This is a genomic window from Agromyces sp. NPDC058484, from assembly GCF_042720415.1.
In the GTDB taxonomy this organism is placed as follows: Bacteria; Actinomycetota; Actinomycetes; order Actinomycetales; family Microbacteriaceae; genus Agromyces.
Genome location: NZ_JBHXMP010000015.1, coordinates 33,677 through 59,988, shown reverse-complemented (window position 1 = coordinate 59,988; position 26,312 = coordinate 33,677). Strand labels below are relative to the sequence as shown.

The 26,312-nt window shown below is 71.0% G+C and carries 20 protein-coding genes; 10 read left to right on the top strand and 10 right to left on the bottom strand.

Annotation, left to right across the window (positions count from 1 at the left end; translation table 11 throughout):
* Positions 1-6 precede the first annotated feature (6 nt).
* The 4 genes from ACFWN7_RS12965 (at position 7) to ACFWN7_RS12950 (ending at position 5,575) form a co-directional block, all read left to right on the top strand.
* Positions 7-2,562 (top strand): rhomboid family intramembrane serine protease, encoded by a 2,556-nt coding sequence (locus ACFWN7_RS12965; protein ID WP_376939226.1) that lies wholly within the window; start codon positions 7-9, stop codon positions 2,560-2,562.
* A 77-nt stretch (positions 2,563-2,639) separates the two neighbouring features.
* Positions 2,640-3,491, top strand: a complete 852-nt coding sequence (locus tag ACFWN7_RS12960) for a polysaccharide deacetylase family protein (RefSeq protein ID WP_376939225.1) — start codon at positions 2,640-2,642, stop codon at positions 3,489-3,491.
* Between the two features lie 32 nt (positions 3,492-3,523).
* Complete coding sequence (locus ACFWN7_RS12955; RefSeq protein ID WP_376939224.1) at positions 3,524-4,069, top strand: hypothetical protein; 546 nt, start codon at positions 3,524-3,526, stop codon at positions 4,067-4,069.
* Positions 4,070-4,078: 9 nt separating this feature from the next.
* The gene (locus ACFWN7_RS12950) at positions 4,079-5,575 is read left to right on the top strand and encodes an alpha/beta fold hydrolase (RefSeq protein WP_376939223.1); all 1,497 of its coding nucleotides are present in this window, start codon (positions 4,079-4,081) and stop codon (positions 5,573-5,575) included.
* A gap of 92 nt (positions 5,576-5,667) precedes the next feature.
* On the opposite strand, the gene ACFWN7_RS12945 is transcribed toward ACFWN7_RS12950, so the two are convergent.
* Complete coding sequence (locus ACFWN7_RS12945; RefSeq protein WP_376939222.1) at positions 5,668-7,761, bottom strand: glycogen debranching N-terminal domain-containing protein; 2,094 nt, start codon at positions 7,759-7,761, stop codon at positions 5,668-5,670.
* Positions 7,762-7,927: 166 nt separating this feature from the next.
* Between ACFWN7_RS12945 and ACFWN7_RS12940 the strand changes: the two genes are divergently transcribed.
* The 4 genes from ACFWN7_RS12940 to ACFWN7_RS12925 are packed head-to-tail and all read left to right on the top strand — an operon-like array spanning position 7,928 to position 12,375.
* Positions 7,928-8,983 carry a LacI family DNA-binding transcriptional regulator gene (locus ACFWN7_RS12940; RefSeq protein ID WP_376939221.1) on the top strand — a complete coding sequence of 352 codons (1,056 nt, stop codon included), beginning with the start codon at positions 7,928-7,930 and terminating at the stop codon, positions 8,981-8,983.
* Between the two features lie 29 nt (positions 8,984-9,012).
* Complete coding sequence (locus ACFWN7_RS12935) at positions 9,013-10,245, top strand: extracellular solute-binding protein (protein ID WP_376939220.1); 1,233 nt, start codon at positions 9,013-9,015, stop codon at positions 10,243-10,245.
* A 4-nt stretch (positions 10,246-10,249) separates the two neighbouring features.
* Positions 10,250-11,452, top strand: a complete 1,203-nt coding sequence (locus ACFWN7_RS12930) for a carbohydrate ABC transporter permease (protein ID WP_376939219.1) — start codon at positions 10,250-10,252, stop codon at positions 11,450-11,452.
* Positions 11,449-12,375 carry a carbohydrate ABC transporter permease gene (locus ACFWN7_RS12925; RefSeq protein WP_376939218.1) on the top strand — a complete coding sequence of 309 codons (927 nt, stop codon included), beginning with the start codon at positions 11,449-11,451 and terminating at the stop codon, positions 12,373-12,375. Before ACFWN7_RS12930 ends, ACFWN7_RS12925 begins: the two co-directional genes overlap by 4 nt.
* A 93-nt stretch (positions 12,376-12,468) precedes the next feature.
* Here the strand turns inward: ACFWN7_RS12925 and ACFWN7_RS12920 are convergent, their stop codons facing one another.
* The 4 genes from ACFWN7_RS12920 to ACFWN7_RS12905 form a co-directional block, all read right to left on the bottom strand.
* On the bottom strand, positions 12,469-13,374 hold the full coding sequence (locus tag ACFWN7_RS12920) for a serine hydrolase (protein WP_376939217.1): 906 nt from the start codon (positions 13,372-13,374) through the stop codon (positions 12,469-12,471).
* 97 nt (positions 13,375-13,471) lie between these two features.
* Positions 13,472-15,571, bottom strand: coding sequence for a M13 family metallopeptidase (locus ACFWN7_RS12915; RefSeq protein WP_376939216.1), 2,100 nt, complete (start codon positions 15,569-15,571; stop codon positions 13,472-13,474).
* A gap of 31 nt (positions 15,572-15,602) precedes the next feature.
* Positions 15,603-16,301 carry a potassium channel family protein gene (locus ACFWN7_RS12910; RefSeq protein WP_376939215.1) on the bottom strand — a complete coding sequence of 233 codons (699 nt, stop codon included), beginning with the start codon at positions 16,299-16,301 and terminating at the stop codon, positions 15,603-15,605.
* Complete coding sequence (locus tag ACFWN7_RS12905; protein WP_376939270.1) at positions 16,294-17,634, bottom strand: TrkH family potassium uptake protein; 1,341 nt, start codon at positions 17,632-17,634, stop codon at positions 16,294-16,296. The genes ACFWN7_RS12910 and ACFWN7_RS12905 overlap by 8 nt, the downstream gene beginning before the upstream one ends.
* A gap of 163 nt (positions 17,635-17,797) precedes the next feature.
* Between ACFWN7_RS12905 and ACFWN7_RS12900 the strand changes: the two genes are divergently transcribed.
* Both ACFWN7_RS12900 and ACFWN7_RS12895 read left to right on the top strand, forming a co-directional pair.
* Positions 17,798-19,144 (top strand): MATE family efflux transporter, encoded by a 1,347-nt coding sequence (locus ACFWN7_RS12900; RefSeq protein WP_376939214.1) that lies wholly within the window; start codon positions 17,798-17,800, stop codon positions 19,142-19,144.
* Positions 19,141-19,893 carry an SDR family oxidoreductase gene (locus tag ACFWN7_RS12895; protein WP_376939213.1) on the top strand — a complete coding sequence of 251 codons (753 nt, stop codon included), beginning with the start codon at positions 19,141-19,143 and terminating at the stop codon, positions 19,891-19,893. The genes ACFWN7_RS12900 and ACFWN7_RS12895 overlap by 4 nt, the downstream gene beginning before the upstream one ends.
* A gap of 87 nt (positions 19,894-19,980) precedes the next feature.
* On the opposite strand, the gene ACFWN7_RS12890 is transcribed toward ACFWN7_RS12895, so the two are convergent.
* From ACFWN7_RS12890 to ACFWN7_RS12870, 5 genes are all read right to left on the bottom strand, one after another.
* Positions 19,981-21,060, bottom strand: a complete 1,080-nt coding sequence (locus ACFWN7_RS12890; protein ID WP_376939212.1) for a LacI family DNA-binding transcriptional regulator — start codon at positions 21,058-21,060, stop codon at positions 19,981-19,983.
* A 337-nt stretch (positions 21,061-21,397) separates the two neighbouring features.
* Positions 21,398-22,597, bottom strand: a complete 1,200-nt coding sequence (locus ACFWN7_RS12885) for a glycine C-acetyltransferase (protein ID WP_376939211.1) — start codon at positions 22,595-22,597, stop codon at positions 21,398-21,400.
* Positions 22,598-22,611: 14 nt separating this feature from the next.
* Complete coding sequence (tdh, locus tag ACFWN7_RS12880; RefSeq protein ID WP_376939210.1) at positions 22,612-23,655, bottom strand: L-threonine 3-dehydrogenase; 1,044 nt, start codon at positions 23,653-23,655, stop codon at positions 22,612-22,614.
* A gap of 240 nt (positions 23,656-23,895) precedes the next feature.
* Positions 23,896-25,128: a Gfo/Idh/MocA family protein gene (locus ACFWN7_RS12875; RefSeq protein ID WP_376939209.1), complete on the bottom strand. Its 1,233-nt coding sequence runs from the start codon at positions 25,126-25,128 to the stop codon at positions 23,896-23,898.
* Positions 25,129-25,172: 44 nt separating this feature from the next.
* Positions 25,173-26,312, bottom strand: coding sequence for a LacI family DNA-binding transcriptional regulator (locus ACFWN7_RS12870; RefSeq protein ID WP_376939208.1), 1,140 nt, complete (start codon positions 26,310-26,312; stop codon positions 25,173-25,175).

The window sequence follows — 26,312 nt, the reverse complement described above, 5'->3', positions numbered from 1 at the left end:
AGCAGCATGGAACCCGTGCCGAACGACGTGATCGACGCCGAGCCCGCGGGACGGCTGCGCACGACCGCCGAGTCACTCGGAGGATTCATCCGGCGCGTGCCGTTCAGCATCGCGCTCGCGGCGGTGCTCGTGGCGACCTCGATCGTGACCGGCACGATGTTCGGCAGCGCGTCCGAGGCGACGACGGCGACCTGGGCCGCCGGCGTCACCACGACGATCGAGGCGGGCCGATGGTGGACAGCGGTGACGGCCCTGTTCATCCCGTTCGACCCGTTCCAGCTCGTGTTCGGCGTTCTCGCGGCGGTGCTGCTGCTCGGCGTCGCCGAACGGCGCATGGGAACCCTGCGGACGATCGCCGCGTTCCTGGTCACGGGCGTCGCCGGCGTCGCGCTCGGCACGCTGCTGCAATGGATCGGGTCGCTCGCGGGTGAGTGGTGGGCCGCCGGCACGGCCGCCGACCTGACCCTCGACCCGCTCACCGGCATCGTGGGCGCGCTCATCACGGCGACCGCGTTCATGGGGGCGCTGTGGCGCCGGCGCATCCGGATCGTGACGCTCGCCTTCATCCTGGTGTTCGTGCTCTACGACGGCGACTCGTCGAACGCGTACCGGCTCATCGCGGCCATCGCTGGCACCTTCCTCGGCGCGATCCTGACGGGCGACGCATCGACCCTGCGAGCGCACCGGAGCTCGCACCAGGAGACGCGAACCCTCGTCGCCGCGATCGTCGCCGTGACCGCGATCGGCCCGATCGTGGCGCTCGTGAACCGCACCGACCTCACGCCGTTCAGCTTCGGCTCCTACCTGTTCGCCGACGAGCCGATCGACCTCGACACCGTCAGGTCGCAGTGCGACGCCACCGCGACCGCGCTCGGCGACGAGTGCCTGAGACAGCTCACCCTCTTGAACGCGCAGGGATTCGGGATGTTCCTGCTCTCATTCGTGCCGGTACTGCTGCTCCTGCTCGCCGCGTGGGGCCTGCGCATCGGGCGCCGGTTCGCCCTGTGGCTCGCGATCGCCGTGAATGTCGCGATCCTGCTCTTCGCACGCACCGCGTTCGAGGTCACGATCACGACGGCCGACGTGGAGGCGGGCATCTGGTCGGTGTTCGACATCGGCGAGCTGATCGTCTGGGCGCTCGCGGTGCTCGCCCTGCCGGTCGGCATCATCGTGATGCTCATCGTGACCCGCCGTCACTTCCAGATCAGGTCGCCGCACGTGCCGTTCGTGCGCTTCGTGGTCACGGTGACGGCCGCCTTCCTGCTGCTCGCGGCCCTGTACTTCGTGATCGGCCTGATGACCATCGGCGAGTACTGGCCGGCCGCCACCCCGGTCGACCTGCTGATCGACACGTTCAAGCGGTTCGTGCCCCCGCACTTCCTCGCGGTGATCGACCCGATCGTCCTGCCCGGCCACGACCTCGCGAGCGTCGCGTACCAGGTGGTCGGTCCGCTGTTCTGGGCGTTCTTCATCGTCTCCGCGGTGCTGCTGATGCGTCGGACCGATTCGACGACCCGGTTCGCGGATGCCGCGAACATCCGCAGGCTCCTCCGCCGCAGCGGCGGCGGCACCCTCGGCTTCATGGCCACGTGGCCGGGCAACGCGTACTGGTTCAGCGACGACCGGGACTCCGCCGTCGCGTACCGGGTCATCAACGGGATCGCGATCACGACGTCCGACCCGATCTGCGCGCCCGAGAAGGCCGGCCGCGTCATCCGCGAGTTCGCCGCCTTCTGCGATGCGCGCAGCTGGACGCCCGTGTTCTACAGCGTGCACCCGCAGTACCTCCCGGTGTTCGAGGAGCTCGGCTGGCAGCACACCTCGGTCGGCGAGGAGACGCTCGTGCGCACGACCGGGCTCGAGCTCACCGGCAAGCCGTGGCAGAAGGTGCGGCAGGCGTTGAATCGCGGCATCAAGGAGGGCATGACGACGGTCTGGACGAGCTGGGACGAGCTGCCGCTCGCCACCGTCGCCGAGATCAACGCGATCTCCGAGGAGTGGGTCGCCGAGAAGGAGCTGCCCGAGATGGGCTTCACGCTCGGCGGCATGGAGGAGCTGAAGGACCCCGAGGTGCGCCTCATGCTCGCGGTCGCGCCCGACGGCCGGTTGCAGGCCGTGACGAGCTGGCTCCCCGTGCATCGCGACGGCGAGGTCGTCGGCTGGACGATCGACTTCATGCGCCGAGCCGACGGCAGCATGAACGGCATCATGGAGTTCCTCATCGCCTCGGCGGCGCTGCACATGAAGGACACGGGCGCCGAGGTGCTGAGCCTGTCGGGCGCGCCGCTGGCGACGAAGCCGCTCGCCGACGGCGAGGAACCGCCCGAGCCCACCGTGATGACCCGGCTGCTCGAATTCCTCGGCAACACCCTGGAGCCGGCCTACGGGTTCACGTCGCTGTTCCGGTTCAAGGCGAAGTTCAACCCCGACTACGAGACCATCTCGATGGCCTACCCCGACCCGCTCGCGCTGCCGACGATCGGCCTCGCGATCGGCAAGGCCTACCTGCCCGAGGTGTCGCCGCGCGAGATGGTCGCGCTCGTGCGAACGCTGACGAAGTAGGACCGGAAACGAAGAAGCGAAGAAGAAGAAGAAGAAGAAGAAGAAGAAGAAGAAGCGAAAGAGAGAGGGAGTCACGGATGCCCCAGCCGACCCGTCGTGCAATGCTCGCGTTGGGCGCGGCCGCCGCCGTCGGCGCGCTCGCGGGGTGCGCCCAGGCGCCGGGGCCGGGCTCCGGCTCGACCGCGACCGCGACCACCGGAGCGTCTGCGTCCGGGCGCCCGCAGCCTGCGAATGCGCCGCCGCCGGCACCCGTCGACGTGCCCCCGGCGCCCCCGCCGGCACCCGACCTCGTCAAGGCGCCCGCGCCGCACGGCACGATCGATGCCCTGCCCGGCGAGGGTTCACTGCTCGCATGGACCGTCGACGACGGCTCGAGCGCCGAGGTCATCGGCGCGTACGCGGCGTTCGCGGCGGCGAGCGGCACCCGGCTCACCATGTTCGTGACCGGCACGTACCCCGCGTGGGGTGAGAATGCGGCGACCCTCGCCCCGCTCGTCGCGTCGGGGCAGGTGCAACTCGGGAACCACACCTGGTCGCACGCCGATCTCACCACTCTCAGCGACGCGGGAATCGTCGACGAGCTGCAGCGCACCCACGACTTCATCGGCGACACCTTCGGGGTCGACGCGCGGCCCTTCTTCCGACCGCCGTACGGCTTCCACGACGACCGGGTCGACGCGATCGCCGCCGACCTCGGCTACACCGTGCCGACGCTCTGGTACGGCTCGCTGTCGGATTCCGGCGAGATCCCCGCGGAGATGATCGTCGACTTCGCCCGCCAGTGGTTCCTGCCGCAGCACATCGTGATCGGCCACCTGAACTTCCCGCCGGTGACGACGGTGTTCGACCAGCTGCGGGCGATCATCACCGAGCGCGGGCTGACGACCGTCACGCTGAACGACGTGTTCTCGAGCGAGTACCACCCGTGACGTGGTTTCCCCGCTTGAGCGGGCTCGCGGCGGTGCTCGGCGGGCTGCTGCTGGCGCTCGCCGCGGGCCTGCATGCCCTGGAGCCATCGGGATGCGCCGGCGCGGAGTGCGACGTCCGGCCGATGCGCACCGCCACCACCGTCGTCTCGATCCTGGCGCCGGTCGCTGCGCTCCTGATCCTGATCGGACTCGGTGGGCTGACCCTCCTGGCGCGTCGGGCCGGGCGCCGTCGGGCGCTGGCGACGTCCGGTCTGATCTGTGCGGGCGCAGGCGTGGTGATCCTGTTCTCAGCCGGAGTGATCCAGGCGTTCTTCTTCGCCGGCGACTTTCCCTGGATGCCGTTCTTCGTCCTTCCGGGAATGCTCTGCGTCATCGTCGGCGTGGTGCTGCTCGGGGTGTTCATCCTCCGCTCGGGAGTGCTCCCGCGCTGGCTCGGCATCCTCCTCGCGGTAAGCGGTGCCCTTCTCCTGTTGGCCAACGAGCAGTTCGTGACGGTCCTCCTCGCGATGCCGTTCGGGCTGACCATGGCCGTCGTCGGGCTCTTCATGTGGAACTCGGGTGAGCAGACCCGCGCCTAGACTGCGGTCATGGCGACGACCCGCGAGTTCGTGAGCGGCACGCGCGTCATCGTCATCCGCGAGTCGGGCACCGGCACCGGCCCCGCCTACGTGCTCGTGCACGGGCTGGGGATGGCGCACGAGTACTGGCACGCCGTCGCGAGGGTGCTCGAACCGACGGGCACCGTGTACGCGCTCGACCTGCCCGGGTTCGGCGACTCGCCCGAGCCGGAGGAGCCGCTCAGCATGGCCGAGTCCGGCGAGCTGCTCGCCGAACTGCTCGTGGCCGAGGGCATCGCACGCGCCGTGCTCGTCGGCCACTCCACCGGCGCGCAGGTCGTCGCGGAGACGGCGTCGCGGCATCCGGAGCTCGTCGACCGCGTGGTGCTCATCGGAGCCACCGTCAACCCGCGGGAGCGGACGCTCGCGAAGCAGTCGCTGCGGTTCCTGCAGGACATCGCCCTCGTGAACCCCAGGGCGCTCGCGGTCGGCCTCACCGCCTACCTGCAGGTCCGGCCGCGGTGGCTCATCGCGAACCTGAGGCCGATGCTCGAGCACCGCATCGAGCTCGCCCTTCCGCGCATTACGGCCGAGACGCTCGTGATCCGCGGCGAGGACGACCGCGTCGTGCCGCGCTACTGGGGCGAGGAGATGGCGGCACTCACGCCGCGCGGCCGCTTCGCGGAGGTGCCCGGCCGCGGCCACGAGGCCATGCTCGTCACCGGGCTGCGCGTCGGCGAGCTCGTCGCCGCGCACGCTCGCGGCGAGGCCGTCGGTCGCGCCGTGGCGCAGCCGACACCGCTGCCGCCGCCGGCCGAGCGGATGAACCGGCTGAGCGCCGCGGGCTGGTGGGCGCGCGACTACGCCTATGCCGTCGGGAGGCAGTTCGCCGTGTTCGGGGCGCGACGGCCGCCTGCGCGATGGCGCACCGGGGATTCCGCCAGGCCCGAGATCGTGCTGCTGCCCGGGGTGTACGAGCACTGGTCGTTCCTGCGCCCCCTCGGCGACACCCTGAACGCGGCCGGTCATCGCGTCGCGGTGGTGCACGGCCTCGGCGCGAACCGGCTGCCGATCGCCGAGACCTCGGCACGCCTCGAGCGGGCGCTCGGACGAGTGCGGGTTCCCGCCGCCGGACGCGTGATCGTGGGGCACAGCAAGGGCGGCCTCATCGGCAAGCACCTGCTGTTCGACGGTCGCGGCGAGGCGCTCGGCATCCGGGGCGTCGTGGCCGTGTGCACGCCCTTCGCCGGGGCGAGGCGGGCACGGCTCTTCCGCGACCCGAGCATCCGGGCGCTGCTGCCGGGCGACGAGACGATCGTGATGCTCGGGAGCGCGGCATCCGTCAACTCGCGCATCGTGTCGATCTTCGGCACGTTCGACCCGCACGTGCCCGACGGCAGCGTGCTCGACGGCGCGACGAACGTGCGGGTGCCCGTGGCCGGCCATTTCCGGGTGCTCGGTGAGCCCGAGACCGTGCTCGCGGTGCTCGACGGCGTCGCGCGGCTCGTCGCGGCGACCGCTCCCTGAGCTCGTCGCGGCGACCGCTCCCTGAGCTCGTCGCGGCGACCGCTCCCTGAGCTCGTCGCGGCGACCGCTCCCTGAGCTCGTCGAAGGGCGCCTCAGCCCACGCGAACCGACACGTCGCGCGCGCCGAGGCGGAGCCCGTCGACCGAGACGGCGCCGAACGACGACACCGGGGTCGTGTGCAGCTCGTCGCCGTCGGGTTGGAGTCCGAGCACGGCGGTGAGCACCGCGACGGATGCCGCGGCCGACCACGCCTGCGGTCGGCACGCCGCCGGGTAGGGCACGGGCACCGCCACCTCGGTGGCCGGGTCCCCGGAGTGCAGCTCCGGCATCCGGAAGCCGAATGCGGATGCCGCACGCAGCAGCCCCTCGATGAGACTCGCCGCGTCGGAGCCGCGTCCCTCGCGGGCGAGCCCGAGGATCGCGATCGCGGTGTCGTGCGCCCACACCGAGCCGCCGTGGTAGCTGAGCGGCCAGTATCCGGCGGCGTCGGTCGACATGGTGCGCAGGCCGTAGCCCGAGTCGAGCGCCGGGCTCGTGAGCCGGCGCACGACGAGCTCGACCTGGTCGGCGTCGAGGATGCCGGTGCCGAGCAGGTGTCCGAGGTTCGAGGTGACGGTGTCGACCGGGCGCTTGGCCGCGTCGAGCGCGATCGCCGGGTAGGCGCCGGCGGGGTCGTCGATCCAGAACTCCGAGAGGAAGCGCTCGCGGAGTCGTGCCGCCCAGGTGCGCCACTCGTCGACGGTCTCCGCAGCGGCCCCGAACGCCTCGAGCAGCTCGGCTCCGCGCATCGCCGCCTCGAAACCGTACCCCTGCACCTCGGCGAGCGCGATCGGGCCCTCGGCGAGCGATCCGTCGCGCCACTGCACCGAGTCGCCGGAGTCCTTCCACCCCTGGTTCGCGAGGCCCCGACCCGAGCGGTCGATGTACTCCAGCAGCCCGTCGCCGTCGGCATCGCCGTGGTCGCGCATCCAGGCGAGGGCGGCCTCGAGATGCGGCAGCAGCGCCCGCACCTCGTCGTCGGGCAGACCCCACCGCCACGCGTCGGCGAGCAGCACGATCCAGAGGGCGGTCGCGTCGACCGTGCCGTAGTAGAGCGGCGGCAACCGCCCTGCACCGTCGTCGAGCGTGAGCGCGGCCCGTCGCAGCTCGTGCATGATCTTGCCGGGTTCCTCGGCGGTGGCGTCGTCGACGACGCGCCCCTGCATTCCCGCGAGCACGCGCAGGGTGTCGCCGGCGAGCGTCGTGCCGAGCGGCAGCAGGAAGCGCGCGGTCCAGATCGAGTCGCGGCCGAAGAGGGTGAAGAACCACGGCGCTCCCGCCGCCACGAACTCGGCGTCGGGGTGACGCACGGCCGTCATCCGCAGCGCGTCGAGATCGGCGAGCGCGCGAGCGATCCACTTCGCGAGGCGGTCGTCGGAGGCGTGCACCGTCGGCGTGCTCCACGGCGCCGGCCCGGCCACGCCGCGCACGACGGCGGCGGCATCCGTCGCATCGAGGCGCCAGGCGACCCGGGTCTCGCCGGCCGCGGGCACGACGAGATCGGCGACCAGGCGGATGCCGCGGTCGCCCGCCTGCACGTCGAGCCCCTCGCCGCGCAACGACGCCGAGACCTGCCCGGCGCCCCACGTCGCGACGCCGTCGGCGACGACGGGCGCGGGCGCCGGGGCACCCGCTCGATCGGCGACACCGAGCTTGACGAGATCGACCGGGCTCGCATCGGTGTCGAGCTCGACGACGAGGTGTGCGTCGAGGGCGACCGGGCGCCGGTTGCATACGGTGATGGTGTCGGTCAGGCCGGTCGCATCGACGACGCGGTCGAGCGCGAGACGCACGCCCGGGTCGGGCGACGGGTCGTCGAGCCGGCGCAGCAGCGCGTCGATGCGCACCGCGTCGCTGCGCTCGCCGCCGGTGGCCAGGTGCTCGGGCACAGTGCCGTCGACGGTCATGCGGATGCCTCGGACCAACCGCACGTCGGAGAAGTACACGCCGTGCACGGGCGCCGACCCGATCGTGCCGTCGGGCGCCGACCACACCTGCGTCGGGGCGCGGAGCACGGCCAGCGCATCGTGCAGCAGCGGCTGGAGCGGCGGCGGCAGCGGTTGCCGCAGCGGTTGCCGCAGCGGTTCGTGCGGCGGCTCCGGCTGCAGCGCTTGGAGCGGCCGGTGCCGCTGATGCGATGCAGTCACGATGTGCCCTCGTTTCTCGATCGTTACACGGTGGTGTCCGGCGAGCCTTGACACCGCTGTCGTGACGTGCGCAACATTAGCAAAGGATTTGATCGATCAAATCGGCGAATCCGCGGCTCGTCCGCACGGACGCGGCGGAGCGCTCCCGAGGCCGAAGGAGGCGCGAGTGTCACGGAAGCCGACGGTCGACGACGTGGCCGAGGCCGCCCGGGTCTCCCGTCAGACCGTCTCGAACGTGCTCAACAGCCCGGCGATCGTGCGGGAGGACACCCGCAAGCGCGTGCTCGACGCGATCGACCTCCTCGGCTATCGGCCGCATGCCTCCGCACGGCGGCTGCGCACCCGCAAGTCCTCCACCATCGGCGTGCGCATCGACCCGATGCGCGACGGCATCTCGGGCGCGGTGCTCGACCGGTTCCTGCACAAGCTCACCGAGCACGCCGACGCACGCGACCTGCGCGTCATGCTCTTCACCGCCGCCGACCCGCAGGACGAGATCGCGCACATCCGGCGCCTGCGAGACGGGTCCGATATCGATGCCTTCGTGCTCACCGCAACCGTGCACGGCGACCCTCGCATCGCCTGGCTCATCGAACAGGACGTGCCGTTCGTGTCGTTCGGGCGCCCATGGGACCCCGGCGCGCAGACGCCCCGCCACCGCTGGGTGGACGTCGACGGCAGGGTCGGGGTCGCCGAGGCGGTACGCCACCTGCGAGCGGGCGGATCCACCACCGTCGCCTGGATCGGATGGCCCGAGGGCTCGGGCAGCGGCGACGAACGGCGCGCGGGCTGGCAGTCCGAGTGCGGGCTCTCGGCCGATGCCCGGACGCACTACTCCCGCCGCACCCTCGACGACGTCACCGAGAGCACCCGAGCTGCGGCCGAACTGCTCGACCTGCCCGAACCTCCCGACGCCATCGTCTGCGCGAGCGACTCGCTCGCCCTCGGTGCGATGACGGCGGCCCGCATGGCCGGGCTGCCTGCGCTGCCCGTCGTCGGCTTCGACGACACCCCCGTCGCCCGGGCCGTCGGCATGTCGAGCATCGAGCAGCCCCTCGACGAGGTCGTCGCCGCGGCGCTCACCCTCCTCTTCGGCCCCGAGGGCGACGACGTGCGCCCGAACCCCCGCAACGACGAGGAGCCGACGAATCGCCTCCTCGCACCCCGGCTCGTCGAGCGGAGGCCTGGACACCTGCAACTCGACGCGACAACCGGCGGATGAGGCCGGCAATCACATCGAAGGGATACATCGTGAGGACATCGCAATGGAGTGCCGCCATCCTCGCAGCGGGACTCGTCACCATCCTGGCCGCGTGCTCCCCCGGAGGGGGAGGAGACGGCGGCGGTGAGACATCCGGCCAGGAGCTCACCATCCTCATCGGGTCCTCGGGCCAAGCCGAGACCACCGCGGTGGAGGAGGCCGCGAACGCGTGGGCCGACGAGACGGGCAACACGGTCGAGGTCATCGCGGCGAACGAGCTGGTGCAGCAGCTGGGCCAGGGATTCGCCGGAGGAGATCCGCCCGACCTATTCTACGGGCCGTGGGACCAGTTCCAGACCTACGCGTCGCAGGGGTTCCTCGAGCCCTACGCCGAGAACCTCGAGAACGCCGACCAGTTCATCCCTGCGCTTCGCGAGCAGTTCAGCTACGACGGAACGTTCACCTGCGCGCCGAAGGACTTCTCGACCCTCGGCCTGCAGATCAACACGGACGCCTGGGCGGCCGCAGGCCTCACCGACGCCGACATCCCGACCGATTGGGAGAGCCTCACCGCGGCGGCGCAGAAGCTCACAACGCCAGAGCAGGTGGGTCTGTCGTTCGGGCGCGAGTACGCGCGACTCGGCGTGTTCATGAACCAGGCCGGAGGCGGCGTGCTCACCGACGACGAGATCACGGCCGACTCGCCCGAGAACGTCGAAGCGCTCTCCTACGTGCAGTCGCTCATCGACGCGGGCTCGCTCAAGTGGCCGCAGGACCTCGAAGCCGGCTGGGCCGGTGAGGCGTTCGGCCTCGGCAAGGCGGCGATGGTGATCGAGGGTCCGTGGATCGAGGGCGCCATGAAGAACGACTTCCCCGACCGCAAGTACCTCACCGTCGAGCTCCCCGCAGGGCCCGACGGGCCGTCGACGTTCGCGTTCAGCAACTGCTGGGGCATTCCGGCCGGATCGGAGACGCTCGAGGCGACCGTGTCGCTCGTCGAACACCTCACGAGCGAGGAGCAGCAGCTCGCGTTCGCCGAGGCGTTCGGTGTGATCCCGTCGATCGAGTCGGCCGCCGAGGCGTATGCCGAGCAGTTCCCCGACAACGAGGCGTTCGTCACGGGCGTCGAGTACGCGGTGGGCCCGGTCGCCTTCCCCGGCGCCGCCGATGCGATCGCCGACTTCAACGCCTCGATCGAGACCGACGGCCTCAGCAACCCAGGGGCCGTCCTCGCGCCACTGCAGGAGAACCTGCAGGCTGCGTACGAAGAGGCCAACGGCTGACGACATGAGCAGGGCCGCGTCCGGGTCTCGTCGCGGCGGAGGCATCCGCCGCGGCGAGACCCGCGCGGGCTGGCTCTTCGTTCTGCCCGCGATCGTCATCACCGGGGTGTTCCTCGTCATCCCGATCTTCCTCGCCCTCTGGGTGAGCTTCAGCGGCTGGAACGGGTTCCGTTCGCCGCTTGCGCCGACCGTCGACTTCGTCGGCCTCGAGAACTACGCCGCCATCACCGTCGAGCCCGGCCTCGACCAGGAGAACTTCGGCACCGCGGTGCGGAACAACTTCTACTACGTGCTCTTCGTCGTGCCGCTGCAGACGATCGTCGCCCTCCTCCTCGCGGTGCAGGTGAACCGCGCGGTACTGCGCGGTCGCGGGTTCTTCCGCACGGCGTTCTACTTCCCGTCGGTCACCTCGGTGGTGGCGATCGTCATCGTGTTCCAGTTCCTGTTCACGGCGTCCGGTGCGGTGAACGCCGTGCTCGGCTTCTTCGGCATCGACGGGCCGAACTGGCTCAACGACGGCACGGGCATCTTCCACGCCGCCGCAGCCGGACTCGGGGTCGAGAGTCCGCCGCAGGCGCTCGAGACCGACGGACCGCTCGGCATCACGTGGTGGGACTGGCTGGCCGGCCCCTCGGTCGCGATGTCGACGCTCATCATGCTGGCGATCTTCACCACCTCGGGCACGTTCATGCTCTTGTTCCTCGCCGGCCTCCAGAGCATCGGCGCAGAGATCGAGGAAGCAGCGCTCGTCGATGGCGCGGGCCCGGTGCGCACCTTCTTCTCGATCACCCTGCCGATGCTGCGCCCGACGCTGTTCACCGTGCTCACGCTCGGCCTGATCGCTTCGTGGCAGGTCTTCGACCAGATCTACGTGCTCGGCGGCACGACCGCGGGCGGCACGATCGCCACTCCGGCCTTCCTCGCGTACAGCACGTCATTCCAAGACCTGCAGTGGGGCCAGGGTGCGGCGATCGCGTTCATCCTGTTCGTGTTCATCATCCTGCTCACGCTGCTGCAGCGATGGCTCCTCCGTGAGCGCACGCGGGAGTTCCGTCCGCGATCGCCGCGTGCCGGGCAGAACCCGGATGTCGCGGCCGGCGTCGTGGGCGGCGACCCGACGGACCGCGCGCTGGTCGGCGCGTCCGACCCCGGCGACGACGAGGCCCGACCGGATCGGGCTCGGCCGAATCGGAAGGGGTCGCCATGAGCGTCGACACGCCGGCCACGGCTTCCCCGGTCGAGAACCGTGCGGATGCGACATCCGCTGATCGCAGTGCGCCCAAGCGGCGTCGTCAGGTGCCCCTGAAAGTACGGTCGGGTCTCTGGCTGAGCTACCTGATCCTGGTGCTGCTGGCGCTCGTCTACATCTACCCGTTCGTCGTGTCGGTCGCGGCCTCGTTCAAGACCGACGCGGATGCCACGCAGAACCCGCTCTCGCTCGTGCCCGAGACGATCACCTTCGCGGCGTACGACCGGTTGTTCACCGACGTGCCGTTCCCACTGTGGTTCGGCAACACCGTCTTCATCTCGATCGTGGTGACGCTCGGCCGGGTGTTCTTCGACTCGCTCGCGGGATACGCGCTGTCACGATTGAAGTTCCGCGGGCGTACGTCCGTGTTCGTCGGGTTCATCGCGGTGCTCGCCGTGCCGAGCGTGGTGCTCCTCATCCCGAGATTCCTGATCCTGAAGGAACTCGGGATGTACGACACCTACGCCGGCATGATCGTGCCGCTGCTGTCGACGGCGGCCGGCGTGTTCATCATGAAGCAGTTCTTCGATTCGATCCCGGTGTCGGTCGAGGAGGCGGCGCGCATCGACGGGGCCGGCACGTTCCGCACGTTCTGGACGATCGTGCTGCCGATGGCCCGGCCCGCGCTGATCACGCTGTTCATCCTGTCGTTCCAGGGATCGTGGAACGAGCTCGCCCACTTCATCGTGTCGCGGCAGAGCCCCGAGCTGAACACGCTCACCACCGGTGTCGCGTCGCTCGTGTCGGGTCAGCTCGGTATGGGCAACCAGTTCCCGCTGCAGCTCGCCGCCGCGGTGCTCATGACGATCCCGGTGGCGATCCTGTTCTTCATCTTCCAGCGCCGGATCATGAGCACGACGGAGGGCGCCGAGAAGGGGTAGGCCGGCGGTCGAGGTGCAACGAAGCCCCCGGTGCCTGAGCTCGTCGAAGGGCGCCGAATCGTGCGCATCGCGGCATCCGCTCAGTGCACGGGCTCAGTGCGCGTACTCGAGCAGGTCGAGCCCGACCTGGCGCATGCCGTCGAGCACCGCGAGGCGCGACGAGAGCATCGTGTCGGCGTAGTACATCGACACCGCGTAGGCGATGCCCGCGCGGGGCCCGCGGAGCACGCCGACCTCGCTGCGCACGCCGCCGTCGGTGCCGGTCTTGTTCATGAGCAGCACGCCGTGGTCGGGCCTGCGATGCGCGAGCGGGTCGAGCCCGAACGCGCTCGCGACCATCGAGAGGTCGGAGTTCAGCGACAGCCAGCCGACGACACGCTGCGACACCTCGGGGCTCACGATCTCGCCGCGGGCGAGCGAGGCGAACAGCCATGTGAGCTCCTTCGCCGAACCGATCGAGAGCTGCGGCGCGTCGTCAGGGCCGCGGTGGTCGCGCACCAGGTCGAGGAGCGCCGTGCGGGTGAGTCCGAGCGCCTCGGTGCGGGAGCGCACGGCCTCGAGGCCGACGTGGCGGATGAGCACGTTCGTCGCGAGGTTGTCGCTCGTCGCGCCGATGAGCGCGGCGAGGTCGGCGAGCGGGAGCGATGGCGACTGCATGTGCTGCCAGATGCCGGAGTCGCCGACCGAGTCGCGCGGCGCGCGGTCGAGCACCGTGAAGGCCTCGGAGTTCGCGCCCGACAGGCGCGAGGCGACCTCGACGAGGAGCAGCACCTTTCCGATCGACGCCGTCGGCATCACCACGTGGTCGTCGACCGAGAAGAGCACCTTGCCCGTCGCGAGGTCGGTGGCGCGAGCCGACACCTGCACGCCCGCGAGCGCGAGCTCGCCGAGGGCGTTGAAGCCGCGCGCGAAGTTCTCGTCGTGCTCCTCCGTGCGGTGCCGCCCGTGCCGGATGCTCGCATGCCTCGCTCGCCGCTCCGAACCCTGCGACGACGTCACCACGGTGATTGCACGCTCTTCCTCTGCGCTCGGCGCTCCCCCACCGCGGGACGCGGCGCGCACGAGAAGGATGGACTGGACGGTTGGCTGAAGTCGACTACCAGATGGTCACCCGCTCGGCCGGATCGAGCCAGAGGGCGTCTTCGGAGGTCACTCCGAAGCCAGTGTAGAACTCATCGATGTTGCGCACGATCTGGTTGCACCGGAACTCGTTCGGCGAGTGCGGATCGATCGCGAGCAGGCGGATGACCTCCTCGTCACGACCCTTCATCTGCCATGCCTGCGCCCACGAGAGGAAGAACCGCTGCGCGCCCGTCAGCCCGTCGATCACGGGACCCACGCTCGCTGAGCTCGTCGAAGCGTTCTCGCTCCCTTCGGCAGGCTCAGGGAACGAAGTGCCGAGCGACAGCACGTACGCCTTCCACGCGATCGCGAGGCCACCGAGGTCGCCGATGTTCTCGCCGATCGTGAGGGCGCCGTTCACGTTGTGGTCGTCTCCGTGCTCCTCGAGGTCGAGCTGGGCGGGCCGCAGCGCGTCGTACTGGGCGATGAGCGCCTTCGTGCGGTCTTCGAACGCCGCGCGGTCGGCCTCGGTCCACCAGTCGGTGAGCCTGCCGTCGCCGTCGTACTTCGAGCCCTGGTCGTCGAAGCCGTGCCCGATCTCGTGCCCGATCACGGCGCCGATCGCACCATAGTTCGCCGCGGCATCCCGACCCGCGTCGAAGAACGGGAACTGCAGGATCGCGGCAGGGAACACGATCTCGTTGAACCCGGGGTTGTAGTACGCGTTGATCGTCTGCGGGGTCATGAACCACTCGTCGCGGTCGATCGGCTTGCCGATCTTGCCGAGCTCGCGGTTGAACTCGAACTCGGCCGTCGCGCGCACGTTGCCGACGAGGTCGGAGGGGTCGACCTCGAGCGAGGAGTAATCGCGCCACTTCACGGGGAAGCCGATCTTCGGCGTGAACTTCTCGAGCTTGTCGAGCGCCTTCGCACGGGTGTCGTCGCCCATCCAGCCGAGCGCCGTGATCGACTGCCGGTACGCCTCGACGAGGTTCGCGACGAGGTCGTCCATCGCCGTCTTCGCCGCCGGCGGGAAGTGCCGCTCCACGTAGATGCGACCGACCGCCTCGCCCATGGCGCCCTCGACGAGCGAGACGCCGCGCTTCCAGCGCTCGCGCAACTGCGGCGTGCCCGTGAGGGTGCGGCCGTAGAAGTCGAAGTTGGCCTCGACGAAGTCGTTCGAGAGGTACGCCGCGTTCGAGCGGATCACCTGCCAGGCGAGCCAGTCCTTCCACGCCGGCAGGCGCTCGGCGGTGAGCAGGGCTCCGAGTCCGGTGACGAAGCTCGGCTCGCGCAGCACGAGCTCGTCGAACGCACCGTCGGGCACGCCCATCGCGTCGCGCCACACCTGCAGCAAGGTCGCTGAGCCGGACTCCCCTGAGCCTCGTCGAAGGGTCGAAGCGCCCCCTTCGACGGGCTCAGGGAGCGAAGCGAACGCGGCCGCGGCATCCGGCCACTGGTACAGGTTGTACGTCTTCTCGCTGTCGCGGGTGTCGACGTTGTTCCAGTGCGCCGCGGCGATCGCGGTCTCGAGGTCGAAGACCCGCACGGCGCGATCGGCGGCGTCATCGAGCCGGGCGAGCGCGAACATCCGCTCGAGGTGGGAGTTGTAGGCGCTGCGCACCTCGGCGAACCGCTCCTCGCGGAAGTAGCTCTCGTCGGGCAGGCCGATGCCGCCCTGCTCGACGAAGACGAGGTAGCGCGAGGGGTTGCCGGGGTCGTTGTCGACGTAGAGCTGCACGAACCCCGAGACGCCCTGCCGTTCGAGGCGCCCGAGGGTGCCGAGAAACGACTCGATCGAGTCGATGAGCGACACGTCGACGAGCTGGCCCGCGATCGGCGCGGCGCCGAGCAGGTCGACGTGCTGCTCGTCCATGAAGCTCGCGTAGAGGTCGCCGACCTTGCGCGCCTCGGTGCCGGGCTCGGCCTGCTGCGCCTCCTCGATGATCTCGCGCACGGCGTGCTCGGCCTCTTCGTGCAGCACGAGGAACGAGCCGTAGCGGGCCTTGTCGGCCGGGATCTCGGTGCGTTCGATCCACCGCCCGTTGACGTGCCGGAACAGGTCGTCTTGCGGTCGCACCTCCCCGTCGAGTTCGTCCTTCGCGATGCCTGAGGGGAGCGTGACGTCGGTCATCCCCCCAGCCTAAGCGGGCGGATGCCGCAGCTCACCGCAGCTGGGCGAAGTTCTCGGCGCTCGAGGTGGGTCCGACCACGAGGATCGTGTCGCCCGACTCGAGGATCGTGTCGGCGTCGGCGTTCTTCCACGATTCCGCGTCGCGCTTGAACGCGGCGATCGTCACCCCGTAGGCGCTGCGGAGCCCCGTGTCGCCGAGGCGCTTGCCGAGGAGCACGGCGGGCGCGGAGGCCTTCACGAGCGCGTAGCCCCGGTCGACCTCGATGTAGTCGAGCGCCGCGCCGCGCACGAGGTGCGCGACCCTGCGGCCCATGTCCTTCTCGGGGTAGATCACGTGATGCACGCCGAGCTGCTCGAGGATGAGCCCGTGCCGGTCGTCGACGGCCTTCGCCCAGATGACGGGAATGCCCATGCCGAGCAGCACCGAGCACGTGAGGATCGATGCCGAGATGTCGTCGCCGATCGCCACGACGACCCGGTCGAACTCGTCGATCGCGAGCTGGCGCAGCGCCTCCTCCTTCGTGGAGTCCGTGCGCACCACCTGCGTGAGCCGGCCGTTCAGCGCCTGCACGAGGTCTTCGTCGAGGTCGATGCCGAGCACCTCGGTGCCGTGGGCCATGAGCTCGAGGGCGAGCGAGCTGCCGAAGCGCCCGAGGCCGATGACCGCGACCGAATCGGCCTCGGCGATGCGGCGGGAGGTGTCGCCGCTGAAGAGCGAGAATCTAGCCAATGGCGGGCCTTTCCTTGGGGTACTCATAGAGGATGCGGCGCTCGCGCAACGCGATCGCCGAGCCGAGGGTCAGCGGCCCGAGCCGGCCGAGGAACATCAGTGCCACGAGCACGAGCTTCGCGGCATCCGGCAGGTCGGCTGTGATGCCGGTGGAGAGGCCGACGGTGCCGAACGCGGAGACCGCCTCGAAGAGCAGCCGATCGAGGTCGAGCCCGGTGAGGAACATGAGCGCCAGGGTGCCCGCCATGACCGCCGCAACCGCGATCAGCACGACGGTGATCGCCTGGCGGTGCACCGCCCGTGAGAGGCGCTTGCCGAAGATGTTCACCGCACCCTCGCCGCGCAGCTCGGTCATGAGGATGAAGAACAGCACGGCGAAGGTCGTCACCTTGATGCCGCCGGCCGTGCCCGCGGGCCCTGCGCCGATGAACATGAGCACGTCCATGCCGAGCCACGTCTCGTCGTGCATGGCGCCGATGTCGATCGCGTTGAAGCCCGCGGTGCGCGTCTGAACCGAGTGGAAGAACCCCGCGAGCACGCGTGCGGCCGGATCGAGCGCGCCGAGGGTGGCGGGGTTGTTCCACTCGATGAGGGTGATGTACGCCGTGCCGACGACGAGGAGCACGACCGTGCCCCACAGCACGAGCTTGGTGTTCATCGTCCAGTGAAGCGGGCGCCGGAACTCCCGGCGCAATTGCATGATGACCGGGAACCCGAGACCGCCGAGGATGATCGCCGCCGCGATCGGCAGGCAGATGAACGGGTCGCTCGCGAACCCGATGAGGTTGTCGCTGTACAGCGCGAAGCCCGCGTTGTTGAACGCGGACACCGCGTGGAACCCGGCGTGCCAGGCCGCCTCGCCGACGGCGTAGCCGTACCCGAGGAGGAACCGGAGGAACAGCAGCAGGAACGCCGCCGCCTCGATCACGAAGGAGATGAGCACGATGCCGCGCACGAGCCCGCGCACGTCGTCGATCCCGACGGCCTTCGCCTCGGTCAGCGTGTTCAGCCGCGAGCGCACCGACATCTTGCGCGCGAGCACGAGCCCGATGAGCGAGGCGAAGATCATGATGCCGAGGCCGCCGAGCTGGATGAGCAGCATGATCGCGACCTGGCCGAACGGACTCCAGAAGGTCGGTGTGTCGAGCACGGCGAGGCCCGTGACGCAGACGGCGGATGTCGCGGTGAAGAGCGCGTCGACGAACGACGGCGACCGGCCGTCCATCGTCGAGACGGGCAGCAGCAGGAGCGCGGTGCCCGCGAGGATCGCGGCCGCGAATCCGACCACCACGGCCTGGGCCGGGTGGAGGCCGAAACCGCGGCGCCGGGGCATCCGTCGATCGGAGCGCAGCGACTCGCGTGTGGTCACGGAGCCACACTAGACCCGGCGTGGGAAGGAAGGGCCGAGCGGATGCCGCGAGCGAATGCCCGGGCGGATGCCGCGAGCGGATGCCGCACCCCCGGTGTCGGCGGCCACGCGTAGGCTCGACGCGGACATGACCGACACCACCGCCTCCCGCCGCATCGTCGACCGCGACATCCTGCGCCTCGCCGTGCCCGCGCTCGGCGCGCTCGTCGCCGAGCCGCTGTTCCTGCTCGCCGACACCGCGATGGTCGGGCACCTCGGCGCGACCCCGTTGGCAGGCCTCGGCCTCGCGAGCGCGGTGCTGCAGACGATCATCGGGCTCATGGTGTTCCTCGCCTACGCGACGACGCCCGCCGTGGCGCGCCGGTTCGGGGCCGGCGACGAGCGGGGCGCCGTGGCATCCGGCGTCGACGGGCTGTGGCTCGCGCTCGCACTCGGCGTCGTGCTCGCGCTCGCGGGTTGGGTGTCCACACCGTGGCTCGTCGGGGCGTTCGGGGCGTCGGCCGAGGTCGCGGCCGCGGCATCCGTCTACCTCTCGATCTCGATGGCGGGGCTCCCGGCGATGCTCGTCGTGTTCGCATCCACCGGGCTGCTGCGCGGCCTGCAGGACACCCGCACCCCGCTCTGGGTCGCCGGCATCGGATTCGCCGCGAACATCGCGCTGAACGCGGTCTTCATCTACGGACTCGGCTGGGCCATCGCGGGGTCGGCGGTCGGCACGGTCATCGCGCAGTGGGGCATGGTCGCGGCGTACGTCGTCGTGGTCTCGCGGCACGCGGGCCGGGTGGGTGCGAGCCCGTGGCCGCACCATGCGGGGGTGCTGCGGGGCGCGGCATCCGGCGGCTGGCTCTTCCTGCGCACCCTCAGCCTGCGCGCGGCGCTGCTGCTCGCGACCTGGGCGGCGACCTCGCTCGGCTCCGACGAGCTCGCGGCCTACCAGGTGGCGATCACGCTGTACTTCACGCTCGGCTTCGCGCTCGACGCGCTCGCGATCGCGGCCCAGGCGCTCATCGGGCGCGCGCTCGGCGCGGGCGACCTCGAGCAGGTGCGTGCCGTGCTGCGCCGCTGCGTGCAGTGGGGCGTCGGCTCGGGCGCTGTGCTCGGCGCGCTCGTGATCGCGACCGCCTGGGTGCTGCCCGCAGTGTTCACCTCATCGGCCTCGGTGGCGGCACTGCTGCCGCCGTCGCTCGTGCTGCTCGGGCTCTCGGCGCCGCTCGGCGGGCTCGTGTTCGTGCTCGACGGCGTGCTCATCGGCGCGGGCGACGCGCGATACCTCGCGTGGACGGGCCTCGTGAACCTCGCCGCATTCGTGCCGCTCGCGCTCGGCACGGTCCGGTGGGCGGATGCCGCGGGGCTGGCCGGCGCGGCCGCACTCGCGTGGCTCACCGCGTCGTTCGCGATCGGCTACCTCGCCGCCCGAGGTGTGACGCTCGGGTTGCGGGCGCGCGGCACGGCGTGGATGGTCGTGGGCGTATGAGCTCGATCCTCGTCACCGGCGGCACCGGCCGTCTCGGCGTCCCGACGGTCGAACATCTGCGCGCGGCGGGTCATGACGTGCGCGTGCTGAGCCGCCGCGATGGCCCCGGGCACGTCATCGGCGACCTGCGCACCGGTGCAGGTGTTCGCGAGGCGGTCGCCGGAACCGATACCGTCGTGCATCTCGCGACCGCGAACGGTCTCGGCGCCGGAGAGGCGGCGCTCATGAAGACGCTCCTCGCCGCATCGCGCGATGCCGACATCGGCCAGCTCGTCTTCATCTCGATCGTCGGTATCGACCGGATCCCGCTCGGGTACTACCGCCAGAAGCTCGAGGCGGAGCGCGTGCTCGAGGCGTCGGGGCTTCCGCACACCATCCTGCGTGCGACGCAGTTCCACGACCTCGTCGTCGCGCTCTTCGCGGCGCAGCGGTTCAGCCCGGTGGTCTTCGCCCCGAACCTCTCCTTCCAGCCGATCGCCACCGGCGACGTGGCGGTCCGGCTCGGCGAGCTGGTCGCCGGCACCCCCGCCGGCCGCGCTGCCGACGTCGGCGGACCCGAGCAGCTCGCGGCCCGGGAGCTCGCACGGCAGTGGGCGGATGCGGCATCCGTGCGCCGTCGGATCGTTCCCGTGTCGTTGCCGGGCAAGACCTTCGCCGCGTTCGCCGCGGGGCACAACCTCGCTCCCGGTTCCTCGTACGGCACGACCACGTTCTCGGAGTTCCTGGCCCGCCATGGGGTACGCGCATGACGCCGGTGCCGGGCTGGCCCTGAACTGACGCCGGTGCCGGCGCGACGCGGCGAGTCTTCCTCGATGAGCAGTGCAACCCTGCCGCGCTCAGCGGCGCGGCGGGGCCGTCGTGTCGCCGATGTGGAGGGTGCTCGTGAAGCACGTCGAGACCGGCGGCTCGCCCGCGAGCAGGCTCACCACCGCCTCGCCCGCCGCGCGCCCCTTCGCGACGCTCGGCTGCACGAGGGTCGTGAGGTCGTGCTGCAGGCCGTCGACGCGGATCCCGTCGAAGCCGATCACGCTCAGCTCGGCGGGCACGGCGATCTCGAGCTCCTCCGCCGCCTGCAGCACCCCCGCGGCGAGCAAATCGCTCTGCGCGATGATCGCCGTGGGCCGGTGCGCCGGATCGGCGAGCAGCGCAAGGCCGGCCTCGCGCCCCTCCTCGATCGAGCTCGCGGCGGCGGCGCGGCCCGTGACCTCGGGGAACACGTCGCGGGCGCCGCGCAGGCGCTCGGTCGTGGTGTCGGCGGTGCTGTCGCGCTCGAGTTCGGGCGTCACCGGACCCCGCGTGCGGGCCGCATCGAACGGGAGCGTGACGAGCGCGACATCCGTGTGCCCGATCTCGCGCAGGTACCGGGCGCCGAGTCGCGTGGCCTCGCGGTTGTCGATCGAGATCTCGGGGATGTCCTCACCAGCGGCGCCCTCGATCGCGACGGCCGGGATGCCGCGGCGGCGCAGGGCCTCGACCGAGTGCCCGAGCCGCGGGCTGCAGCCGATGAGCACCACCGCGTCGACGGGGGCGCTCTCGATGCCCACGGCGTGCCCGCCCTCCTCGCCCGTGTCGGTGAGCAGCAGCAGGCCCGCGCCGAGCGGTGCGATGCCCTCGGTGATGCCGTCGAGCATCTGGATCTTCACGGGGTCGAGGAACGCCGCGCGCACGCGCTCCTCGAGCACCACGCCGACGATCCCCGAGCGGCCGCGACGGAGTGAACGGGCGCGCGGGTCGGGCCCCCCGTAGCCGAGAGCGGATGCCGCGGCGAGCACGCGCTCCTTCGTGGCCTCCGACACCGGACCCGAGCCGCTGAACGCGAGCGACGCCGTCGACGCGGAAACGCCGGCCTTCGTCGCGACATCGGCGAGCGTCGGGCGCACGATCGGCTCGGTTCGCGGAGCCGGCTCGGTCTGCATGCGCGCCATCCTAGCTCGAATCGATTCGACCCGGTCGGTCCCTTCCGTCGGTCCGAGCACCGCGACGGGTGGCGAGCTCCCCTTCGCGGCCTGCCGGCCACCCTCGCCTGGCGTTCGCAGGACGAGCGCACGTTCGCACCCTCCCAGGAGGGGTGTGTCGGCTCTCATCCTGCGAACGCTTCAGCGGATGCGCCGCAAACGCTGGGGCGGTCGAGGTGCGGCGCAGCCGCGCATCGAGACCGGCGGACGGGGTCTCGGTACGCTCCTTCGTCGCTACCCGACCGGCGGAGTCGCACCTCGATCAGCGGAGTCGCCCTACTCGACCGGCGGAGTCGCCCTACTCGACACGCGATGCCGTCGCCATCACCTCGTCCCGCGCCGCCACGAACGCGGCGACGCAGCGGCGGATCTCGTCCTCCGAGTGCGCCGCCGAGAGCTGCACGCGGATGCGCGCCGCCCCGCGCGGCACCACCGGGAAGCTGAACGCCGTCACGTACACCCCGCGAGCCTGCAGCGCGTCGGCGATGCGCGCGGTGAGCGCCGCATCGCCGAACATCACGGGCACGATGGGGTGCTCGCCGGGCAGCAGGTCGAAACCGGCATCCGTCATCAGGGAACGGAACAGCGCCGCGTTCGACTGCAAGCGCGCGCGCAGCTCGCCCGAACCCTCTACGAGCTCGAGCGCCTTCAGAGTGCCCGCGACGATCGCCGGCGCGAGCGTGTTCGAGAACAGGTACGGCCGGGCACGCTGGCGCAGCAGGTCGACGATCTCCTGGCGGGCGGCGACGTAGCCGCCGGATGCCCCGCCCAGCGCCTTTCCGAACGTGCCCGTCGTGATGTCGACCCGGCCCTCCACCCCGCAGTACTCGGGCGTGCCCCGCCCGTGCTCCCCGACGAAGCCGACGGCGTGCGAGTCGTCGACGAGCACGAGCGCGTCGTACCGGTCGGCGAGGTCGCAGATCTCGCGCAGCGGCGCGATGTAGCCGTCCATCGAGAAGACGCCGTCGGTCACGATCACCCGACGCCGGGCATCGGATGCCGCGACCAGCTGCGCCTCGAGGTCGGCCAGGTCGCGATTCCTGTAGCGGTAGCGCCGCGCCTTCGAGAGCCGGATGCCGTCGATGATCGACGCGTGGTTCAGCTCGTCGGAGATGATCGCGTCATCCGGCCCGAAGAGCACCTCGAAGACCCCGCCATTCGCGTCGAAGCACGACGAGAACAGGATCGTGTCGTCGTACCCGAGGAACGAGGAGACCCGCCGCTCGAGCTCGAGGTGCAGCTCCTGCGTGCCGCAGATGAACCGCACGCTCGCGAGGCCGTAGCCCCACTCGTCGAGGCCGCCGTGCGCGGCCGCCACGATGCGCGGATCGTTCGCGAGCCCGAGGTAGTTGTTCGCGCAGAAGTTCAGCACCTCGCGCCCCGCGACCTCGATCTCGGAGGACTGCGGGCCACGGATGCCGCGCTCCCGCTTCGTGAGCCCGGCCGCCTCGATCTCGTCGAGCTCGGCTCGCAGCTGGTCTTTCACCGATCCGTACATGCGCGACCCCGTTCCTACAGTTCGGTCCAGTCGAGGATGACCTTGCCGACGCCGCCGGATGCCGCGGCGTCGAACGCCGCACGCCACTCGCGCGCCGGGTACCGGTCGCTGATGATCGACGCGATGCTCGCACGCAGCTCGGAGCTGGTCTGCAGCATGGCGCTCATCGAGTTCCACGTCTCGAACATCTCGCGTCCGTAGATGCCCTTCATCGTGAGCATGTGGGTGACCATCTTGCCCCAGTCGATCGCGAACGGCTCGGCGGGCAGGCCGAGCAACGCGATGCGGCCGCCGTGGTTCATGTTCTCGATCATCTCGGGGAGCGCGCGAGGCGACCCCGACATCTCGAATCCGACGTCGAAGCCCTCGCGCATGCCGAGCCTGGGCTGCACGTCGGCGACGCGCTCGCGCGAGACGTCCACGACCGCGTCGGCGCCCATCGACATCGCGAGCTCGAGGCGTGCGGGCGAGACATCCGAGGCGACGATGAACCGCGCGCCGACGTGACGGGCGACGGCGATCGACATGAGCCCGATCGGGCCGCAGCCCGTGACCAGCACGTCCTCGCCGACGACCGAGAACGCGAGCGCGGTGTGCACTGCGTTGCCGAATGGGTCGAAGATCGCACCGACCTCGGGCTCGACCGACGCGTGGTGCACCCAGACGTTCTCGCCGGGGATGACGATGTACTCCGCGAATGCGCCGTCGCGGTGGAGGCCCACGCCCTTGGTGCGGATGCACATCTGGCGGCGCCCGGCGCGGCAGTTGCGGCACATGCCGCACACGATGTGCCCCTCGCCCGACACGTGGTCGCCCACGGCGACATCGTGCACGAGGTCGCCGACCTCGACGACCTCGCCGTAGAACTCGTGGCCCGGAATGAGCGGCGCCGCGATCTCGGCGGCCGCCCAGTCGTCCCACTTCTCGATGTGCAGGTCGGTGCCGCAGATGCCGGTGCGCAGCACCCGGATCTTCACGTCCTCGGGACCCGTCTCGGGCTCGGGCCGGTCGACGTACTCCAGGCCGGCGTTGGGTGCCGGTTTGAACAGGGCCTTCATCGATACCTCGTCGTTCGGTGCGTGAGCCGCTGGATGCGGCGGCTCACGCGAGTGGTCCGGTGGGTGCGCCGGATGTCCCAGCCCATCGTATCGGCGGGTTCGGCGGCGGTCGGTTCGGCGGTGGTCGGTTCGGCGGTGTCGGGTGGGCGGCGATCAGGCGCGGGCGCCGACGGCGCCGTCCTGAGCCTGCCGAAGGGATGCCGCGACATCCGTCGGCCGCTCGCGCCGCAAAGCCTCGGGTCACGCCTTCGAGAGTGCAGTCGTTGGTGCTTCTCCGGCGGCAACTGCACGCTCGGTGGGCTCAGCGGCCTGCCCGCGCTCGAAGTACTCGACGAGGTCGGCATCGAGCTGAGGCACGTCGAGCGTGTTGCTGCCGCCCCGCAGCGACTCGGTTGCACGGATGCCGGCCACCACCGCCTCGCGCGCCGCGACCGGCGACGTCTCGGTGCGCCCGCCTTCGCGCACGAAGCGCAGGAACTCCGCGACGAGCAGCGCGTCGGCGCCGTCGTGCCCGGAGTCGGGCGCCGCCTCGGGCACGATGAACGTCTCGTCGGCGGCCGCCGCGCCGTTGTGGCGGCGGTTCCACAGCCGCACCTCCGACCCCGCGACGTCCCCGAAGTTCTCGATCCGCCCCTCGGTGCCGATGACGGTGTAGTTTCGCCAGTAGTCGGGTGTGAAGTGGCACTGCTGGTACGACGCGAGCACGCCGTTGCCGAGGCGCAGGTTCACCATCGAGATGTCCTCGACGTCGATGACCGGGTTCAGGCCCGTCTGCGCCTTCGGGGGCCAGTTGTCGAGGCTGAACCAGTCGCGCATCCGCTCGCCGGAGCGGTCGCGGCGGTCGGCGATGTCGCCGTAGACGCTGAGCGAGCCCATCGCCTGCACCTCGGTGGTGTAGGCGCCGGCGAGCCAGTGGATGACATCGAGATCGTGCGCGCCTTTCTGCAGCAGCAGGCCCGTCGTCTTCGACCGCTCGGCATGCCAGTCCTTGAAGTAGTAGTCGCCGCCGTTGCCCACGAAGTGCCGGCACCAGATCGCCTTCACCTCGCCGATGCGCCCCTCCAGGATGAGCCGGCGCATCAGCAGCACGACCGACATGTGCCGCATGTTGTGGCCGACGTACAGTCGCGTGCCGGTGCGACGCGCGGTCTGGAGGATCGCGTCGGCATCCTCCACCGTGATCGCGAGCGGCTTCTCGCAGAACACCGGCACCCCGGCCTCGAGCGCGGCGATCGCGACCGGCGCGTGCTGGTGGTCGGGCGTGAGCACCATGACCGCGTCGACGCCGCTCGCGAGCAGCCCGTCGAGTGAATCGGTGACGGATGCCTCCGGCAGGGCCGACCGCGCCTGGTCGCGAGACCGCTCGGCGAGATCGCACACGGCGGTCACGCGCGAGCCGTGCCCGGGCCGGTGCGCCTCCTTCCACAGCGAGGCGCGCGCGCCGAAGCCGACGATGCCGATGTTCAGGTCCACGGGATGGTGCTCCTTCGGGTGCAACCGGTTCTGCCGGTCGGGTGTCACGGGGTGCGCTCCGCGCGCGGCGGGGCGTCGAGGTCGGTCGAGCCGCCCGGGAAGAGCGACCAGGGGAAGTCGTGGAGCGTCGGCTCCGGGGTGTGGGGCTCGAGCGCCCGGGCGACGATGATCTGAGCCTGGCGGTCGTAGAAGTCGGTCGGGCCGACGGTGGTCAGGGTGGGTGTGCTGAGCCGGGCGTCCGGCGTGTTGCCGACGCCGACGACGGCCACGTCGTGCGGCACGCGCAGGCCGAGCATGTGCGCCGCGTTGATCGCCGCGATCGCCGCGAAGTCGGTGGTCGCGTAGATCGCGGTCGGCCGGTCGTGCTGCGAGAGCAGGGCGACGGCCGCGGCGAACGCGCTCGCCTGCGTTCCGGCGTAGGTCGCGGTGTGCGCCGGATCGACAGGGAGCCCGCGCTCGCGCATCCGCTCGAGGTAGGGCGTGTACCGCGAGCGCCCGGCACCCTCGGCCGCGCGCTCGGCGTCGTCGGCCGCACGCACGGCGCCCTCGGCCGCGAGGCATCCGATCGCCGTGTGCCGCTCCAGCAGGTGGTCCATCGCGAGGAAGCACCCGGGAATCGCGTCTGAGCGGATCACGTCGTAGCCGTCGGGTTCGAGCGTCTCGGAGAACACGACGAGCCGCTGGCCGCGCTCCACGAGGGCGGCCAGCTTGCGCCTGCCCTCGTCGGTGTCGGCCGCGCCGTCGAGGTAGGCGACGTCGCTCTCGACCCGGTCGAGCGACGCGTACCAGTCGCCGTCGGCGAGGATCAGCGTCGTGAGGCCGTGCCGGACCGCCTCCGCGTTCACCGCGCCCGCCACCGCGAGCGACCACGGGTCGCTCAGCATGTGCAGCGAGAGCTGCACGGTGTCGCTGCGGCCGGTGCGGATGGTGCGCGCGGCCCGGTTCGGCCGGTAGTTCAGCTGTTCGGCGGCGTCGAGCACGCGCCGCTCGGTGTCGGGCGCCACGCCCGAGTCGCCGCCGTTCCGGCCCGAGAACACGTACGACACGGTCGCGGTCGAGACGCCGGCGGCGTCGGCGACCATCCGCAGCGTCGGCCGGCGGCGGCGGCCGGCCACGACCACGCGTTCGCCGGCCGTGTCGGCGTGCGGCACGGTCGCCTGGCCCGTCTCATCAGCTCGCGACAT

What these genes read in the sequence shown, in the direction of transcription:
- ACFWN7_RS12925 (WP_376939218.1), top strand. Translation starts at nt 11,449, where the DNA reads ATGAGCGTCGACACGCCGGCCACGGCTTCCCCGGTCGAGAACCGTGCG.
- tdh (WP_376939210.1), bottom strand. Translation starts at nt 23,655, where the DNA reads ATGAAGGCCCTGTTCAAACCGGCACCCAACGCCGGCCTGGAGTACGTC.
- ACFWN7_RS12950 (WP_376939223.1), top strand. Translation starts at nt 4,079, where the DNA reads ATGGCGACGACCCGCGAGTTCGTGAGCGGCACGCGCGTCATCGTCATC.
- ACFWN7_RS12895 (WP_376939213.1), top strand. Translation starts at nt 19,141, where the DNA reads ATGAGCTCGATCCTCGTCACCGGCGGCACCGGCCGTCTCGGCGTCCCG.
- ACFWN7_RS12900 (WP_376939214.1), top strand. Translation starts at nt 17,798, where the DNA reads ATGACCGACACCACCGCCTCCCGCCGCATCGTCGACCGCGACATCCTG.
- ACFWN7_RS12870 (WP_376939208.1), bottom strand. Translation starts at nt 26,312, where the DNA reads ATGTCGCGAGCTGATGAGACGGGCCAGGCGACCGTGCCGCACGCCGAC.
- ACFWN7_RS12965 (WP_376939226.1), top strand. Translation starts at nt 7, where the DNA reads ATGGAACCCGTGCCGAACGACGTGATCGACGCCGAGCCCGCGGGACGG.
- ACFWN7_RS12890 (WP_376939212.1), bottom strand. Translation starts at nt 21,060, where the DNA reads ATGCAGACCGAGCCGGCTCCGCGAACCGAGCCGATCGTGCGCCCGACG.
- ACFWN7_RS12960 (WP_376939225.1), top strand. Translation starts at nt 2,640, where the DNA reads ATGCCCCAGCCGACCCGTCGTGCAATGCTCGCGTTGGGCGCGGCCGCC.
- ACFWN7_RS12930 (WP_376939219.1), top strand. Translation starts at nt 10,250, where the DNA reads ATGAGCAGGGCCGCGTCCGGGTCTCGTCGCGGCGGAGGCATCCGCCGC.
- ACFWN7_RS12885 (WP_376939211.1), bottom strand. Translation starts at nt 22,597, where the DNA reads ATGTACGGATCGGTGAAAGACCAGCTGCGAGCCGAGCTCGACGAGATC.
- ACFWN7_RS12905 (WP_376939270.1), bottom strand. Translation starts at nt 17,634, where the DNA reads ATGCCCCGGCGCCGCGGTTTCGGCCTCCACCCGGCCCAGGCCGTGGTG.
- ACFWN7_RS12915 (WP_376939216.1), bottom strand. Translation starts at nt 15,571, where the DNA reads ATGACCGACGTCACGCTCCCCTCAGGCATCGCGAAGGACGAACTCGAC.